The sequence below is a fragment of the Rhizobium chutanense genome, from assembly GCF_002531935.1.
Lineage (GTDB): Bacteria > Pseudomonadota > Alphaproteobacteria > Rhizobiales > Rhizobiaceae > Rhizobium > Rhizobium chutanense.
In genome coordinates, this window is sequence record NZ_NWSV01000003.1 from 189,332 (window position 1) to 204,136 (window position 14,805).

At 61.1% G+C, this 14,805-nt stretch carries 15 protein-coding genes; 11 read left to right on the forward strand and 4 right to left on the reverse strand.

Translation table 11 applies throughout. The features are described from left to right. The first annotated feature begins 26 nt into the window (after positions 1-26). Positions 27-623, forward strand: coding sequence for a glutathione S-transferase family protein (locus CO666_RS05935; RefSeq protein ID WP_097611173.1), 597 nt, complete (start codon positions 27-29; stop codon positions 621-623). 260 nt (positions 624-883) lie between these two features. Here CO666_RS05935 and CO666_RS05940 read toward each other — a convergent pair whose 3' ends face one another. Continuing rightward, positions 884-1,519, reverse strand: a complete 636-nt coding sequence (locus CO666_RS05940) for an outer membrane protein (RefSeq protein ID WP_097611174.1) — start codon at positions 1,517-1,519, stop codon at positions 884-886. A 365-nt stretch (positions 1,520-1,884) separates the two neighbouring features. Here CO666_RS05940 and CO666_RS05945 point away from each other — a divergent pair, with 365 nt between their 5' ends. The 5 genes from CO666_RS05945 (at position 1,885) to CO666_RS05970 (ending at position 6,472) form a co-directional block, all read left to right on the forward strand. Continuing rightward, the gene (locus CO666_RS05945) at positions 1,885-2,652 is read left to right on the forward strand and encodes an SDR family oxidoreductase (protein ID WP_097611175.1); all 768 of its coding nucleotides are present in this window, start codon (positions 1,885-1,887) and stop codon (positions 2,650-2,652) included. Continuing rightward, on the forward strand, positions 2,649-4,691 hold the full coding sequence (gene uvrC / locus CO666_RS05950) for an excinuclease ABC subunit UvrC (RefSeq protein ID WP_097611176.1): 2,043 nt from the start codon (positions 2,649-2,651) through the stop codon (positions 4,689-4,691). Before CO666_RS05945 ends, uvrC begins: the two co-directional genes overlap by 4 nt. A 215-nt stretch (positions 4,692-4,906) precedes the next feature. Further along, the gene (gene pgsA, locus CO666_RS05955; RefSeq protein ID WP_003587473.1) at positions 4,907-5,497 is read left to right on the forward strand and encodes a CDP-diacylglycerol--glycerol-3-phosphate 3-phosphatidyltransferase; all 591 of its coding nucleotides are present in this window, start codon (positions 4,907-4,909) and stop codon (positions 5,495-5,497) included. Beyond that, positions 5,494-5,748, forward strand: a complete 255-nt coding sequence (gene moaD, locus CO666_RS05960) for a molybdopterin converting factor subunit 1 (RefSeq protein WP_097611177.1) — start codon at positions 5,494-5,496, stop codon at positions 5,746-5,748. Before pgsA ends, moaD begins: the two co-directional genes overlap by 4 nt. 262 nt (positions 5,749-6,010) lie before the next feature. Next, entirely contained in the window at positions 6,011-6,472 is a 462-nt protein-coding gene (locus CO666_RS05970; protein ID WP_097611178.1) for a molybdenum cofactor biosynthesis protein MoaE, read from the forward strand. Between the two features lie 100 nt (positions 6,473-6,572). Here the strand turns inward: CO666_RS05970 and CO666_RS05975 are convergent, their stop codons facing one another. Beyond that, positions 6,573-7,469 (reverse strand): branched-chain amino acid ABC transporter permease, encoded by an 897-nt coding sequence (locus CO666_RS05975; RefSeq protein ID WP_097611179.1) that lies wholly within the window; start codon positions 7,467-7,469, stop codon positions 6,573-6,575. 66 nt (positions 7,470-7,535) lie between these two features. On the opposite strand from CO666_RS05975, the gene CO666_RS05980 reads away from it, so the two are divergent. Next, positions 7,536-8,081, forward strand: a complete 546-nt coding sequence (locus tag CO666_RS05980) for a CGNR zinc finger domain-containing protein (RefSeq protein ID WP_097611180.1) — start codon at positions 7,536-7,538, stop codon at positions 8,079-8,081. Further along, on the forward strand, positions 8,078-8,581 hold the full coding sequence (locus CO666_RS05985) for a hypothetical protein (protein ID WP_097611181.1): 504 nt from the start codon (positions 8,078-8,080) through the stop codon (positions 8,579-8,581). Before CO666_RS05980 ends, CO666_RS05985 begins: the two co-directional genes overlap by 4 nt. A 100-nt stretch (positions 8,582-8,681) precedes the next feature. On the opposite strand, the gene ndk is transcribed toward CO666_RS05985, so the two are convergent. Further along, positions 8,682-9,104: a nucleoside-diphosphate kinase gene (ndk, locus tag CO666_RS05990; protein ID WP_003574140.1), complete on the reverse strand. Its 423-nt coding sequence runs from the start codon at positions 9,102-9,104 to the stop codon at positions 8,682-8,684. A gap of 81 nt (positions 9,105-9,185) precedes the next feature. Then, positions 9,186-9,875: a glutathione S-transferase family protein gene (locus CO666_RS05995; RefSeq protein WP_097611182.1), complete on the reverse strand. Its 690-nt coding sequence runs from the start codon at positions 9,873-9,875 to the stop codon at positions 9,186-9,188. Positions 9,876-10,012: 137 nt separating this feature from the next. Between CO666_RS05995 and CO666_RS06000 the strand changes: the two genes are divergently transcribed. From CO666_RS06000 to CO666_RS06015, 3 genes are all read left to right on the forward strand, one after another. After that, a complete protein-coding gene (locus CO666_RS06000) occupies positions 10,013-10,522 on the forward strand; it encodes a DinB family protein (protein ID WP_097611183.1) in 510 nt (169 codons plus the stop codon). Between the two features lie 1,107 nt (positions 10,523-11,629). Then, positions 11,630-12,679 carry a GGDEF domain-containing protein gene (locus tag CO666_RS06010; RefSeq protein ID WP_097611185.1) on the forward strand — a complete coding sequence of 350 codons (1,050 nt, stop codon included), beginning with the start codon at positions 11,630-11,632 and terminating at the stop codon, positions 12,677-12,679. 92 nt (positions 12,680-12,771) lie between these two features. Next, complete coding sequence (locus CO666_RS06015; protein ID WP_097611407.1) at positions 12,772-14,655, forward strand: ABC-F family ATP-binding cassette domain-containing protein; 1,884 nt, start codon at positions 12,772-12,774, stop codon at positions 14,653-14,655. The last annotated feature ends 150 nt before the right edge of the window (positions 14,656-14,805 follow it).

Below are 14,805 nucleotides of genomic sequence, written 5' to 3' on the forward strand. Positions count from 1 at the left end.
AGTTTTAGAAACTCGTCAGGTATCCCATGAAGCTTCTTTGGTCGTCCCCCTCGCCCTATTCCAGCAAAGTGCGGATGGCCGCGCATTTCCTGGGCCTGGAATTGAATGCCGTCCGGGTCGACACCAATGCCGGGCCGGCGATCCTGGTGGACAACAATCCGCTCGGCAAGATCCCGACGCTTCTCATCGATGACGGCGCCGCGGTCTTCGACAGCGTGGCGATCATGCATTATTTCGACCGGCTGGCGAAGGGCAAGCTCTACCCTTCCAAGAAGGGCAAACGCACGGATGCGGAAGTCCTCGAGGCGCTCTGCGACGGCATCTGCGACTGCCTGCTGGCGATCATGTACGAGCGGCGCTTTCGCGATGAGGAAAAGATCCACCAGCCGTGGATCGACCGGCAATGGAAGAAGGTCACGAGCGGGCTTGCGCATCTCAGCGCCAATCCGCCGAAAGCAGGCAAGAAGCTCAACGGCGGACATTTCGCCTTGGCCGCCACGCTCGGCTATCTCGACCTGCGCTTCAAGGGCCAGTGGGAAGCCGATCATGCGCCGCTGATCGACTGGTTGGCGCAGTTCGAAAAGAAATTCCCCGCCTATCCGGAGCTCAAGACCCAGGGCTGAGTGTCTGCAAAAGCTAGACGACGGCCCCTCATCCGCCTGCCGGCACCTTCTCCCCGCGCGCGGGGCGAAGGGACCATGCCGCGACCTCTCGGTTCCCCACCAGCCTCTCGCAAGGCACGTCCCCTCGCCCCGTTTACGGGGAGAGGGCTAGGGTGAGGGGCAATCAGGGTACGAGGATGACCCCGAATAAAGATCGCTGTTTGTCAAAAATTAAGCCGGGCAACGTGCCCGGCTTTTATGTTTGGATCGTGCTGTCCGGCTTAGAACTTGACGCCGATACCGAGCTTGACGCTGTTCTCGTCGTAACCGCGCGAGAAGCTGCCGGAGTCGAGGTCGTAGTCCTTGCTCTGGTAATCGGTGTAGCGATATTCCAGGCGCGTCGTGATGTTGTTGGTCACGAAGGCTTCGACGCCGGCGCCGACCGTATAACCGTAGTTGGTCTTGCTTTCGTCCGAGGTGCCGTCGGAAACCTTGACGTCGCCGATGGCCAGACCGGCCGTGCCGTACAGCAGGAAGGGGTTCATGTCGTAGCCGACGCGGCCACGGACGGAGCCGTTCCAGCCATACTTGTTCTTGACGCCGCCTTGCGAAACGTCGTCGCCGCTGTAGCCGAGATCGGATTCAACGCCGTAAACGATCTGGCCCTGCTGCCAGTTGTAGCCGGTGAAGACCTGGCCGCCGAAACCATAGGTGTGGCGGTCGGAACCGAAGCTACCCATGTTGTAGGTGCCGGCGCCGCCGAGGTAGAAGCCTTCCCAGTTGCCAGCCGGCTTGACCGGAGCATCCTGGGCGACCGGTGCTTCCGGAATCTGGTCGACGGCATCGGCCGCCTGAGCTGCCGAGAGGCCGGCAATTGCAAAAACGGAGGCCATGAGGCCAGCAATGAGTACACGCATACTTAGTCTCCTTTCAGTCCCGCACCGCTTGTCATCTGTCTATCAGTGAAGCATTGGCGGGATATTGCCAGATGTCCCTTCCGGATCGAGACTGAAATTGGAACTCAAATGCGGATTTGAAAGAGCCAAATTGTGATATCATTGTGGCAGCCGCATGGCTGAAATTCGATGTTGCTTTGACGCAACATACAATTCATTAACCTTACTGAAGGGTTAAACTTAAAATACTTATTTTATGAAATCGCATTCTCAAATAATACATAGAATATCCCGCGCGCGGACGCAACCGCAGCGCCCTATTTATATAATCTTCGCCCGCGCCTATATAGTCGGCAGACAGACTCGCGGGATCAGAAGGCAGGATTTTGAACCACAAAAGACTTCGCTCAGCCCTTGTAACCGGGGCCGCCAAAAGAATAGGCCGGGCAATCGCCGAAGACCTTGCTGCAAATGGCTTTTCCGTCGCGATCCACGCGAACGGCTCCCTCGGCGAAGCCGAAGAGTTGGTGGCGGAATTGCGGCGAAAGGGATATCGGGCGGCAGCACTTCAGGCCGACCTGACCGATATCGGCGAAACAGGCGCGCTGGTCAAAAGAGCGTCGGAAGCGCTCGGGCCGCTCGATCTGCTGGTCAATAATGCGTCGGTCTTCCAGCACGATTCCGTCCGCAACTTTAACGCCGGCACATGGGCGCTGCATTTCGACCTGCATGTGCGCGCGCCCTCGATCCTGGCTGCCGCCTTCGCGCAGCAGATGCCCGCCGGGGCCGCCGGGCTGATCGTCAACATCATCGATCAGCGGGTCTGGGCACTCAGACCCAGCTTCTATTCCTATACACTCTCCAAGTCGGCGCTGTGGACGGCGACACAGACGCTTGCCCAGGCCTTGGCGCCTGATATCCGCGTCAATGCCATCGGCCCCGGCCCGGCGATGCCGAGCGAACGGCAGGCGCAGGAGGACTTCCAAGCGCAGGTCTCAGCCCTTATCCTGCAGCGAGGGCCGGCGCTGGAGGAATTCGGACAAACGATTCGCTTCCTTTACGACACGCCCTCGATCACCGGCCAGATGATTGCCCTCGACGGCGGCCAGCACCTTGCCTGGCAGACGCCCGACGTGGCGGAGATTACGGAATGAACGGACGAAAGCTGCCGGATGGCGGCGTTCTCTACGACGATACGGATGAGAGCGAAGACGATATCGAGGTGGAAGGCGACGTTTCCGCCGCGGCCCCCCTTGCGACCACGGTCGACTGGAACGCCGGCAGCCTCAACGAGACCGGGCTCGTCGGCGCCGAACTGATCGGCGAGTTCGTCAAGCGGCTGCCGAACAGCCCCGGCGTCTACCGGATGTTCAATGCCGAGGGCGACGTGCTCTATGTCGGCAAGGCGCGCAGCCTCAAGAAGCGCGTCGGCAATTACGCCGTCGGCCGCGTGCATTCCAACCGCATCGCCCAGATGGTGCGCCAGACCGCGAACATGGAATTCGTGACGACACGCACGGAAACCGAAGCGCTGCTCTTGGAAGCGAATCTGATCAAGCGCTTGCGGCCGCGCTTTAACGTGCTGCTGCGCGACGACAAGTCCTTTCCCTATATCCTCATCACCGGCGACCACCGGGCGCCGGCCATTTTCAAGCATCGCGGTGCGCGGGCGCGAAAAGGCGACTATTTCGGACCTTTCGCGTCGGCCGGTGCCGTCGGGCGCACGATCAATTCGCTGCAGCGCGCCTTCCTGATCCGCACCTGCACCGACAGCGTCTTCGAAACGCGCACCCGTCCCTGCCTGCTCTATCAGATCAAGCGCTGTTCCGGGCCATGCACCCATGAGGTCAGCGACGAGGGTTACGGCGAACTGGTGCAGGAGGCGAAGGACTTCCTGTCCGGCAAGAGCCAGAAGGTGAAGTCGCATATGGCCGAGGCGATGAACCAGGCGGCCGAGGACCTCGACTTCGAGCGCGCCGCGATCTATCGCGACCGCCTTGCGGCCCTGTCGCATGTGCAGAGCCACCAGGGCATCAACCCGGCCGGTGTCGAGGAGGCCGACGTTTTCGCCATCCATCACGAGGGCGGCGTCTCCTGCATCCAGGTGTTCTTCTTCCGCACCGGTCAGAACTGGGGCAACCGCGCCTATTTCCCCAAGGCCGACCCGCAGCTTACCGGCGCCGAAGTGCTGAACGCCTTCCTCGCGCAGTTCTACGACGACAAGCCGGTGCCGAAACAGATCATGCTGTCGGAAACGATCGAGGAGATGGAACTGCTCGCCGCGGCGCTTAGCGAAAAGGCCGCTCACAAGGTTTCCATCCTCGTGCCGCAGCGCGGCGAGAAGCGCGATCTAGTTAATCACGTCGTCGGCAATGCGCGCGAGGCGCATGGGCGAAAGCTCGCCGAGACGGCGTCGCAATCGCGGCTGCTCGAAGGCTTCAAGGACACGTTCGGGCTTGCCTATGCGCCGCAGCGCATCGAGATCTACGACAACTCACATATCATGGGCACCAATGCCGTCGGCGGCATGGTGGTTGCGGGGCCGGAAGGTTTCGTCAAGAACCAATACCGCAAGTTCAACATCAAATCGACCGACATCACCCCCGGAGACGACTTCGGCATGATGAAGGAGGTGATGACGCGGCGCTTCTCGCGGCTGATCAAGGAGGAAGGCATTCCCGACCGGACGACGCCGGCAGCCGCCGCCGACGCCGCCGACATGCCCTTCCCGGCCTGGCCCGATGTGATCCTGATCGACGGCGGCCAGGGGCAGATGACCGCGGTGCGTGCCATTCTCGCCGAACTCGGCATCACCGACAGCGTGACCGCGATCGGTATCGCCAAGGGCGTGGACCGCGATGCCGGGCGTGAGCGCTTCTTCCCGCCGGGGCGCGAGAGCTTCACGCTGCCGCCGCGCGATCCGGTGCTCTATTTCATCCAGCGCATGCGCGACGAGGCGCATCGTTTCGCCATCGGCTCGCACCGGGCAAGGCGCAAGAAGGAGATGGTCAAGAACCCGCTCGACGAGATCGGCGGCATCGGCCCGTCGCGCAAACGGGCACTGCTTCAGCATTTCGGCACAGCGAAGGCGGTCTCGCGCGCTGCGCTTTCCGACCTGATGACGGTGGAAGGCATCTCGGAAGCGGTCGCCAGGCAGGTCTACAACCATTTCCACGACGACGCCGCGAAATAACCGGCGTCCGTCGCAAATTCCACGCAAAGGCAGTGAAAAGACAGAAAGAATGTTGACGGTCCGCGGTCAAAGCCGTCATCTACCGCATCGGCCCGAAAATCGGACTCGATTTTCGGAAATCACGATGCGGATATTCAGAGTGTTACAGCGTCTTTTGCGCGTCCCGGAACGACGCGCGGCGCTGTAACGGCGCATCAATACAGAGAAACGATCCCATGGCATCGCGTGCGTACAGCATCCCCAACCTTCTGACCTACGGCCGGATCCTCGCCGTACCGCTGATCGTTCTCTGCTTCTTCATCGAAGGCAGGCTGTCGATCAGCAACACGGCGCGCTGGGTGGCGCTGTGGATCTTCGTCATCGCCTCGATCACCGATTTTCTCGACGGCTATCTCGCGCGCATCTGGAACCAGACCTCGAATATCGGCCGGATGCTCGATCCGATCGCCGACAAGCTGCTGGTCGCCTCGATCCTGCTGCTGGTCGCCGCCGACCAGACCATTGCCGGCTGGTCGATCTGGGCGGCGATCACCATTCTCTGCCGCGAGATCCTGGTGTCCGGCCTGCGCGAATATCTGGCGGCGCTGAAAGTCAGCGTGCCGGTGACGCGGATCGCCAAGTGGAAGACGACGCTTCAGCTGGTCGCCATCGCCTTCCTGCTTGCCGGCCCGGCCGGAGACGAGATTTTCCCCTATACGACACAGACCGGCATCGCGCTCTTGTGGATCGCCGCACTGCTGACCATCTATACCGGCTATGATTATTTCCGCGCCGGGCTGAAACATATCGTGGATGACGAGGAATGACGCGGCTTGTCTATTTCGCATGGGTGCGCGAACGCATCGGCAAGGGCGAGGAGGAGATAGACCTCCCCGCCTCCGTCGTCACCGTCGCCGATCTGCTGAATCATTTGAAGACGCTGGGCGAAGAATATGAGACCGCACTTCAATATCCCGAGGTGATCCGCGTGGCGCTCGACATGGAGCATGTCGAGCATGACGAACCGATCGGTGCGGCACGGGAGATCGGGATATTTCCGCCGATGACGGGGGGATGATTGCCGCCCCCGTCGGGCTTTGGAAGCATACAATGGCTAGGACTGCGCCTTCGTTTCCCTCCCTCATTCCTGTGCTTGTCACAGGAATCCAGTGCGCCCAAGTCCTTGGGCGCGAAAGAAGCAATCGCCGAAAGATAGAGTCATTCACCGCGCGGACGCGCCGTGGCTGGATTCCTGTGACATCCCTCGGATCAAGTCCGAGGACAGGAATGAGGGAGACCGGGGTTAGCGATGACCTTCCAAATCGACGGAGGTCTGCAAAGTGACCATCACCCCCACCATCCGCGTCCAGCACGAAGACTTCGACCTCCAAACCGAGGTCGACCGGCTCTCCAAGAACAAAGCCGGCATCGGCGCCGTCGTCACCTTCTCCGGCCTCTGCCGTGATGAGGGCGGCACGCTGGCTGCCCTCGAACTCGAGCATTATCCCGGCATGGCGGAAGCGGAGATGCGGCGCATCGGCGAGCTTGCCATCACCCGTTTCGGGCTGCTCGGGCTGACCGCCATCCACCGCTACGGCAAGATCGCGGCCGGCGAGAATATCGTGCTGGTCGTCGCAGCCGCGCCGCACCGGCAGGCGGCATTCGACGGCGCCAATTTCGTCATGGATTTCCTGAAGACCGCGGCTCCCTTCTGGAAGAAGGAGCACGGCAAGGACGGCGCCGCGGGCGACTGGGTCTCGGCGAAAGACGCCGACGATACCGCGCGCGACAAGTGGAAATAAGGTAGGACATCTCCGTTTTCTTCGAAGCACGGATATGTCTTACCTTTCTTGTTGACGAAATTCCGGACGCAAAACCGCCGCGCACTTTTGCTGGAATTTCTTAGAGCACCACGCGCTCCCTGCGGCTCATGACCAGGATCAAGACCAGCAGCGAGAAGATGACCAGATCACGCCAGACGAAGGGGCCGTAGGCGCCCCATAGGGTTTCGACGACGGCGAGGCCGGCGGCACCGCCCGCCGAGCGCAGCGGATCGGAATAACCGCCGACAGCGGCAATCAGCAGCACCTTCAGCCCGAACATCAGGCCGGCCCCGAAATCCATCGAGCCGTAATAGAACGTGGCGAGGATGCCGCAGATCGTCGCGACGAGGCTAGCTGCGGCATAAGCGACGAGAAAGACGCGGCTGGCGCTGGTGCCGCAAAGCTCGGCGGCCAGCGGATCATCGGTGACCGCCCGCCAGACGCGGCCCCAGCCCGTGCGCCTCAGGATCAGCGTCCCGATCGCGACGATGGCTGCCATCAGCGCCGTGTCGATCAGCTGAATATGGGTAAGCGTCACCTTGAACGGACCGTCGCTCCAGAAGACCACCGTGCCGTTCAGAAACGGCGGCAGCCAGATGGCCCTTGTATCGGCGGCAAGCCTCGCCGTCTCCATCAACACGATCATGATGCCGAGGGCGGCAACGATGACCGTATTCGGCGATTTGCTGGCGAGCGGCAGCATGATCGCGCGGCCGATCCATAGGCCCGCGGCCAGTGAATAGACGATCGCCGCGCCGACGCCGACGGCAAGGGCGGCCGGCAGCACCAGCCAGAACCTGACATAGGCGAGCTCGGTAAACAGCAGCAGGATCTGGCCGGAGAAAGCGAAAATCGCCCCATAAGTGATGTCGGCCCGCTTCGTCACGCCGAAGGCGACGGCATAACCGAAGGCGAGCGCGGCATAGAGGGCGGCCAGCGGAACCGCGTTTGCCAGCTGCTGCAGAAGATAAGCCATTCCGGAACACTCCGCGTCAGGAAAATTATAACTGGTAAAACCTATTTCGCCAGTTATAATTTCATCATGAGCTTTTCCTGGACCCCTCACCGCTTTGCCGGTGGCGCACTGGCGCTCGATGTCGCCAACAGCGTCGTTCTGCGCGACGATTCAGCGCGGCGGATCGACCGCTTTGCGATCGGGGAGCAGATGCGGGGCTTTCCGCAGGCGGCCGCAAAATTCTGCGCCGAACGTGCCCTCTTCGGCGATATCGCACCGGTCTCGGCGGAAAACGAGACGGATTTCATCGCGTTGCGGGAAGCAATCGACCTCTATTTCCGCAAGCGTATACTCGATGGCGGCGACGACCAATTGCTGGCCGCGCTGCTGGAAGCGACGGCGAGAACGTTGCGCAACGCAAGCCCGGGCAGCCTGGCCGCGGCCACCGCCCATTCGGTGCTGCGGCTGATCGCCATGCCTGATCCGCAGCGCATGAAGATCTGCGGCAATTGCGGCTGGCTGTTCATCGACCGCAGCAAGAACAGGAGCCGGGCCTGGTGCGACATGGCGGTCTGCGGCAACCGCGCCAAGGCCAACCGGCACTACCGCCGCAAGAAGGAGGAGACGCCATGAGGAAACATCTGATCGTCACAGCGGCTGCAACAGGCCTTCTACTTTCCGCCTGCCAGCGCCAGGCCGAAAATCTGGTCGAGGTCACCGGCCATCTCTTCGTCTTCAACTATCGCGTCGCCAGCGCCACCTATCTGCTGACGCTGAAGAAGACGGGGCCGATCCCCGACGGCTCTCTGATCATCGCCGAATTCGAAAATCCGCAAGGCGGCGATCCGCTGGTGCTGAACCAGAAGATCTATCCGATCGACGACAAGATCGCGCTGCAGAGCGAAAAGCTGCACTGCGTGCGCAAGGACCGTCCCTACTCCGTCAGCGTCCGGCTGGTCGACAAGGACGGCAAGGTGCTGCAGAAATTGAAGACCGAGTTCCGCTCCGACCTCGACCAGACGGTGCTGCCGAGCAAGCCGCTCGTCATCGGCGCGCTTTATGACAAGAACCCCGAGGTCTTCAAGCCTGACGGCAGCGTCGATTTTTCGAACACCGACAAGTGCCCGGCGTAGATGCCTGGCATAGAAAAGGCGCACTATAGAAAAAGCCGGGGCGAGCCCCGGCTTTCGAGAGTCAATTCAAGGCATTGCAAGCCAATGCCGAAGCGTGGTCTCAGCCGACGACTTCGGTGTCGGAGAACCAGTACTTGATTTCCTGAGCAGCCGTTTCCGGAGCATCCGAACCGTGAACGGAATTTTCGCCGATCGACAGCGCGTGAACCTTGCGGATCGTGCCTTCGTCAGCGTTGGCCGGGTTGGTCGCGCCCATGATTTCGCGGTTCTTGAGGATGGCGCCTTCGCCTTCCAGCACCTGGACGACGGTCGGGCCGGAGGTCATGCCTTCGACGAGTTCGCCGAAGAAGGGACGGTCCTTGTGAACGGCGTAAAAGCCTTCGGCTTCGCGGCGGCTCATCCAGACGCGCTTGGAAGCGACGACGCGCAGACCGGCATCTTCGAGCATCTTGGTGATGGCGCCCGTCAGGTTGCGCTTGGTTGCGTCAGGCTTGATCATCGAGAAGGTGCGTTCAATCGCCATAGTCAAATCCTCTGTTTTCTCGGGAAAAGTGGGCGGTCTTTACCCGCCCCAACGCCCGAAAACAAGAGGTCGGCGGCAATTTCACGCCGCTGTCACAGTCCGGCCCCGGCTTTGGTGGAGATCGAGGCAGCGTTCGAACCAGGCCATGACGGGATCATCGGCGGCCAGCATGGCAAGACCGGCGCAGACACGCAGCCATTGCAGCGCGCCGAAGACGATATAGTCGGCAAAGAGCGGCGCCTGCCCGCCGATGAAAGGTTGGAACTTCAGCATGTGCCGCAGCGGTTCCAGCTTGGCGCCGAAAGAAGCCTTCTCCGCTTCGCTGCCGGCGGCAACCACTTCCAGCGGCTTGCCGAGCCTGACCTCACGGCTCTCGCGGAAATAGGCCTTGTCCCCCTCGTCGAGGTTCGCATGGATGTCGAGAAGGGCGATGCGCATGATCGCCGGGTGGATGATCATCTGCGAATACCCTTCCACCATGCGCGACAGCGCCTTGCCGCCCTCGCCGCCGAACAGCGACGGCCGCTCGGGATAGGCCTCCTCCAGATAGAGGGCGATGTCGAAACTGTCGGCGATCAGCCGGCCGTTGTCGTCGAGCACCGGCACGGTCGACGAGACGCCGCCGCCGATCGCCCGGATGCGGGCATATGTCGTCGGAATTTCCTCGAAATCGAGCCCCTTATGCGCCAGCGCCATCACCGCCTTCCAGCAATGGGGCGAGAAGAAGTGCCGTTCGTCGGCGCCGCAGAGGGAATAGAGGGCTCTGGTCATGACAGTCCTTTCGAGATCGAAGCTGCATTCATTCGACGACAGAAAACGCCCGTGATCAAATCAGGAAATTTCATGGGCGCATCACCGCGATTTGCGGGAGAAACGGGTTAGACTGGGGCGATGACCAGGGGAACCAGATGCTCAGACATTACAGGATGTTCGCCGCCTATAACCGCTGGGCCAACGCCCGAGTCTATGCGGCTGCGGCCGAACTCAGCGACGCGGAATTCCGCAGCGATCGCGGCGCCTTCTTCGGCTCGCTGCATCGCACGCTCAATCATCTGCTCGTCGCCGACCGGATATGGATGAAGCGCTTCACCGGCACCGGCGAAGCGCCGGCAACACTCGATGCTATTCTCTTCGAAACGCTGGATGCGCTGACCGCTGCGCGCCAAGCCGAGGACGAACGGATCATTGCCTGGACGGGCACACTTGATGAACCCACCCTGGCTGCCGACTTCACCTATGTGCCCGTGACGCAGCCGATCGAGATCACCCAGCCGCTGGCTCCCGCGCTCGCCCATCTCTTCAACCACCAGACCCATCATCGCGGCCAGTGCCATATGACGCTGACAGCACTCGGCAAACCGAGCCTCCAGCTGGATCTCATCTACTTCCTGCGTGGCGAGGGCCGCGAGTGGATGTGAGGCCTTATGCCCCCCCAAGATCACATGAAAGCTCTTAAACGCAAGGCTTCGGGTGGATTTCGCGGCAAGAGATGCAACAATAGCAGCGCAAGTTCAAATGGCACCTCAGTGCAGAGCGGTATCTGCTTTCGATCGCCTTCGCGTTCAGTCTTTTCGTGAGAAAAGCGACTTCATAATTTTAAAGAAATCTATGAATGCCTTGATCTCTCTGCCGCCTCTAAGCTCAAGATAATATTCGATTTCCTGCTTTTTCTCGGGAGGCTTCTCGTCCTCATCGCGCTTTGTCATCAGACTTGATACCTCTCACAAGCCACTCTTCATCGATCCGACGATCGGCCTGTAGATAAGGTATTGCGATGTCTCCGCCCTGCAAATTCGGCCTCGAAACGTGACAAGGTTTCCCCGCTCGCTGTCGCGCCAAGTCCGCGTCTCCGTCGTGCAGTATGTCGGAGGACCAAGGTCGAGGTCATCGAGTTCTGGCCTACCGTATTGTGCGCGGAGCTGTGCATTAACCCTCACGGCTTGCTCTCGATCGCTCATATAGAGAACAACTGCAGAAAGCTTGTTGCTATTAAATAGATAATCGGCAGAAAACTTCTCAGCCCCTGCCTTGTAAGGCCCCGAAAGAAGCGGCTTTCCATATGCCGGAAGGGAACGGTCCTCCATCGCGGCCCCAACCACGGGCTGAAGTTGCCTTTCGCTCGCTCTTAGCTCTTCTAGTGATTGACCCCACCGCGTGCCTTGCCAGTCTGCGTATACATAAGTGGCTGTAAACGCAGAAATTAATAGCGTGCATAGAAAAGTAGTTCGGCCGGCCATCGAGAACCCCTGCCAGTTTTACCGGTGCATGCGTTAAAGCATGAATCGGAAAACACGTCGACGGTGGGCGTCCGTCACTGCAGTTTCTGTTGCCATTTGATCTTGCGCGCTACATGTGTGGAACAGGTGACCCAGCGAAAGTCGCGGGTGGACGTGAGGTCTCGCCATCAAGGTTGCATTAACCGCTCGTGCCGTAAATCCCAGGTTTCCCATTGAAAATTCAGCCTCTCTTAAATGCTTGCAGGCATAGCGGGATGTGAGAGATAGGCCGGGTCGCGAGGGATCGTCATGCAGAATGCAAGCGCAAACGCATTGGTGCCGCGCGAGGCCGCGCGCCCGTCGCCGATGACGGACATCCAGAGGATCGCCCAGCATATGGCGCGCCTGAACGTTGCCGCACTGCCGCGCAACTACGAACTCTTCCACGAGGCAATCGTCGGGCTCAATGCCGGACTTGCGCAGGATATCGCCGCACTCGGGTCCCAGCCGCAACAGCCGATGCTTGACGAACTCGGGTTGAAATACCGGCTCGTCGGCCATTGCGGACTGGCGGGCGAGACGTCGCGGAACGAGGCGAGCCGGATGCTGCGCGACGTTGCGGAGAGGCTTGCCGAAGGTCTCAAACACAGAGATGCCTTTGCGCGCGCCTGCGGTCAGATCCTGAAATCGGTCTCGAGCCACGAAGACCAGAGCCTTGCCGCCTTCACCAGCGAGGTCGACTATCTCTCCGCCTCGCTTGCCGCGGTACTTTCGGCGGAAATGGACATCGGCGCCAGGCTTCAGGACGACATCAAGGCGCTGGAAGTGCTGGAACGCGGGATCTCGGCGATGCAATCGGCCACCGTTGCCGACAAAATCACCGGACTGGCGAACCGCATCGCATTCAACCGGGTGATAGCAGAGCTTTATGAGCGCGAAGAAGGTGCGGCCGGCAACGCGCTGATCATGGTCGATATCGACAATTTCGCTGAGCTCAACGACAGATACGGCACGCAGGCCGGCAACAAGCTTCTGAAGAAGCTCGCCGGCCTCTTCCGCAAATCGATCAAGAAGAACGACTTCGTCGCCCGCACGGAAGCCGACGAATTCGCCTTCCTGTTTTCCAATGTCGGCATGCAGGATGCCATGGCGATCGCCGAGCGCCTGCGTGCTTCGGTCGAAGACAATCTCGTCTTCGCGACATCCGACAAAATCGCTCCGGGCCGGCTCACCATCTCGATCGGCGTGGCGCTCAGCGCCGATGCCGCATCTCCAGGGCAACTTCAGGCCAATGCACGCGTGGCGCTTTTCGCCGCGCAGTCGAACCCGCGTCAGCCGGTGCAGGCCTTCGGCCGCTAAAGGCGGACGAGCGGCTCGCCGCGGAACAAGCCGCCTTGCCGCGGACGAGCATGCTCTTGCCTTGGCGGCCACTTTCGGCCAAAACGCCGGCCATGATCACGATTACCGATATTTCCGCCCGTATAGCCGGGCGCCTGCTTCTCGACAATGCCAGCGTCTCGCTGCCTTCGGGCACGAAGGCGGGGCTCGTCGGGCGCAACGGCGCCGGCAAGTCGACGCTGTTTCGCGTCATCACCGGCGATCTCGGCTCGGAGACCGGATCGGTGTCGATCCCGAAGGCGGCACGCATCGGCCAGGTGGCCCAGGAAGCACCGGCAACCGAAGACGCGCTGATCGAGATCGTGCTTGCCGCCGACAAGGAACGCAAAGCCCTGATCACCGAAGCGGAAACGGCGACCGACCCGCACCGCATCGCCGAAATCCAGATGCGTCTCGTCGATATCGACGCACATTCGGCCGAAGCGCGCGCGGCGAGCATTCTCGCCGGCCTCGGCTTCGACCAGGCCGCGCAAGCCCGTCCCGCCTCCTCCTTCTCCGGCGGCTGGCGCATGCGCGTTGCCCTTGCCGCCGTGCTGTTTGCCGAGCCGGACCTGCTTCTGCTCGACGAGCCGACCAACTATCTCGATCTCGAAGGCACCTTGTGGCTGGAAGACTACATCCGCCGCTATCCGCATACCGTCATCATCATCAGCCACGACCGCGACCTCCTGAACAATGCGGTCAATTCGATCGTGCATCTCGACCAGAAGAAGCTGACCTTCTATCGCGGCGGCTATGACCAGTTCGAGCGGCAGAAGGCCGAGGCCGACGAGCTGCAGACCAAGGCCAAGGCCAAGAACGAGGCGGCGCGCAAACATCTGCAGAGCTTCATCGACCGCTTCAAGGCCAAGGCCTCCAAGGCCCGCCAGGCGCAGTCGCGCGTCAAGGCGCTCGAGCGTATGGGAACGGTCGCCGCGGTGATCGAGGATCACGTCACGCCGATCACCTTTCCCGAGCCGGAAAAGCAGCCGGCCTCGCCGATCGTCGCCATCCAGAGCGGCGCCGTCGGTTACGAGCCCGGCAAGCCGATCCTGAAGAACCTCAACCTGCGCATCGACAATGACGACCGCATTGCCCTGCTCGGCTCGAACGGCAACGGCAAGTCGACCTTCGCCAAATTCATCTCCGGCCGGCTCGCGCCGGAAAGCGGCGAAGTGAAGCTGGCGCCGAGCCTGAAGATCGGCTTCTTCGCGCAGCACCAGCTCGACGATCTCATTCCCGAGCAGTCGCCGGTCGAACATGTACGCCGGCTGATGCCCGGCGCGCCGGAGGCCAAGGTGCGCGCCCGCGTCGCCCAGATGGGGCTTGCGACAGAGAAGATGGCAACGGCCGCCAAGGATCTTTCCGGCGGCGAAAAGGCCCGGCTGCTGATGGGGCTTGCCGCCTTCCATGCGCCCAACCTGCTGATCCTCGACGAACCCACGAACCACCTCGACATCGACAGCCGCCGGGCGCTGATCGAGGCGCTGAACGACTATGAAGGTGCGGTCATCCTCATTTCGCACGACCGTCACCTGATCGAGGCGACGGTCGACCGGCTGTGGCTGGTCAATGGCGGCACGGTGACGACCTTCGAAGGCGACATGGACGAATACCGCGACCTGATCGTTACCTCAGGTAAAAAAAAAGAAGAAAAGCCGCAGCTGATTGAAGACGCGACGTCGAAGGCGGAACAGCGCAAGCTCAACGCAGAAAAGCGCGCCTCGCTGACGCCACTCAGGAAAAAGATCAACGAAATCGAATCCTTGACGGCGAAGCTGGAGAAACAGATTCAGGCGCTTGACGCGGAACTTGCAGACCCTGTTCTCTACGAAAAGACGCCCGCCAAGGCCGCAGAGAAGGCAAAGCAGCGCGGCGAGGCTGCGGCGAAACTGGCGGCCGCCGAGGAAGACTGGCTGATGCTGTCGGCCGAATACGAAGAAGCGATGGCCGGATAACCACCGGCCTTAGAATGAGAGCATGTTGTCGCCCGAAAACCGCTGACACTTTTCGGCATCATGCTCTCGAAAACGCGGCGAAGTGCCGCGCATCAACACAATTCCCGCCGATCTCAACCGATCGTTAACCATAATTCGAAAGGTTGTCTC

What these genes read in the sequence shown, in the direction of transcription:
- CO666_RS05985 (WP_097611181.1), top strand. Translation starts at nt 8,078, where the DNA reads ATGAGGAAACATCTGATCGTCACAGCGGCTGCAACAGGCCTTCTACTT.
- CO666_RS06010 (WP_097611185.1), top strand. Translation starts at nt 11,630, where the DNA reads ATGCAGAATGCAAGCGCAAACGCATTGGTGCCGCGCGAGGCCGCGCGC.
- CO666_RS05980 (WP_097611180.1), top strand. Translation starts at nt 7,536, where the DNA reads ATGAGCTTTTCCTGGACCCCTCACCGCTTTGCCGGTGGCGCACTGGCG.
- CO666_RS05975 (WP_097611179.1), bottom strand. Translation starts at nt 7,469, where the DNA reads ATGGCTTATCTTCTGCAGCAGCTGGCAAACGCGGTTCCGCTGGCCGCC.
- CO666_RS05995 (WP_097611182.1), bottom strand. Translation starts at nt 9,875, where the DNA reads ATGACCAGAGCCCTCTATTCCCTCTGCGGCGCCGACGAACGGCACTTC.
- CO666_RS05935 (WP_097611173.1), top strand. Translation starts at nt 27, where the DNA reads ATGAAGCTTCTTTGGTCGTCCCCCTCGCCCTATTCCAGCAAAGTGCGG.
- CO666_RS06000 (WP_097611183.1), top strand. Translation starts at nt 10,013, where the DNA reads ATGCTCAGACATTACAGGATGTTCGCCGCCTATAACCGCTGGGCCAAC.
- moaD (WP_097611177.1), top strand. Translation starts at nt 5,494, where the DNA reads ATGACGCGGCTTGTCTATTTCGCATGGGTGCGCGAACGCATCGGCAAG.
- CO666_RS05940 (WP_097611174.1), bottom strand. Translation starts at nt 1,519, where the DNA reads ATGCGTGTACTCATTGCTGGCCTCATGGCCTCCGTTTTTGCAATTGCC.
- uvrC (WP_097611176.1), top strand. Translation starts at nt 2,649, where the DNA reads ATGAACGGACGAAAGCTGCCGGATGGCGGCGTTCTCTACGACGATACG.
- CO666_RS06015 (WP_097611407.1), top strand. Translation starts at nt 12,772, where the DNA reads ATGATCACGATTACCGATATTTCCGCCCGTATAGCCGGGCGCCTGCTT.
- ndk (WP_003574140.1), bottom strand. Translation starts at nt 9,104, where the DNA reads ATGGCGATTGAACGCACCTTCTCGATGATCAAGCCTGACGCAACCAAG.
- pgsA (WP_003587473.1), top strand. Translation starts at nt 4,907, where the DNA reads ATGGCATCGCGTGCGTACAGCATCCCCAACCTTCTGACCTACGGCCGG.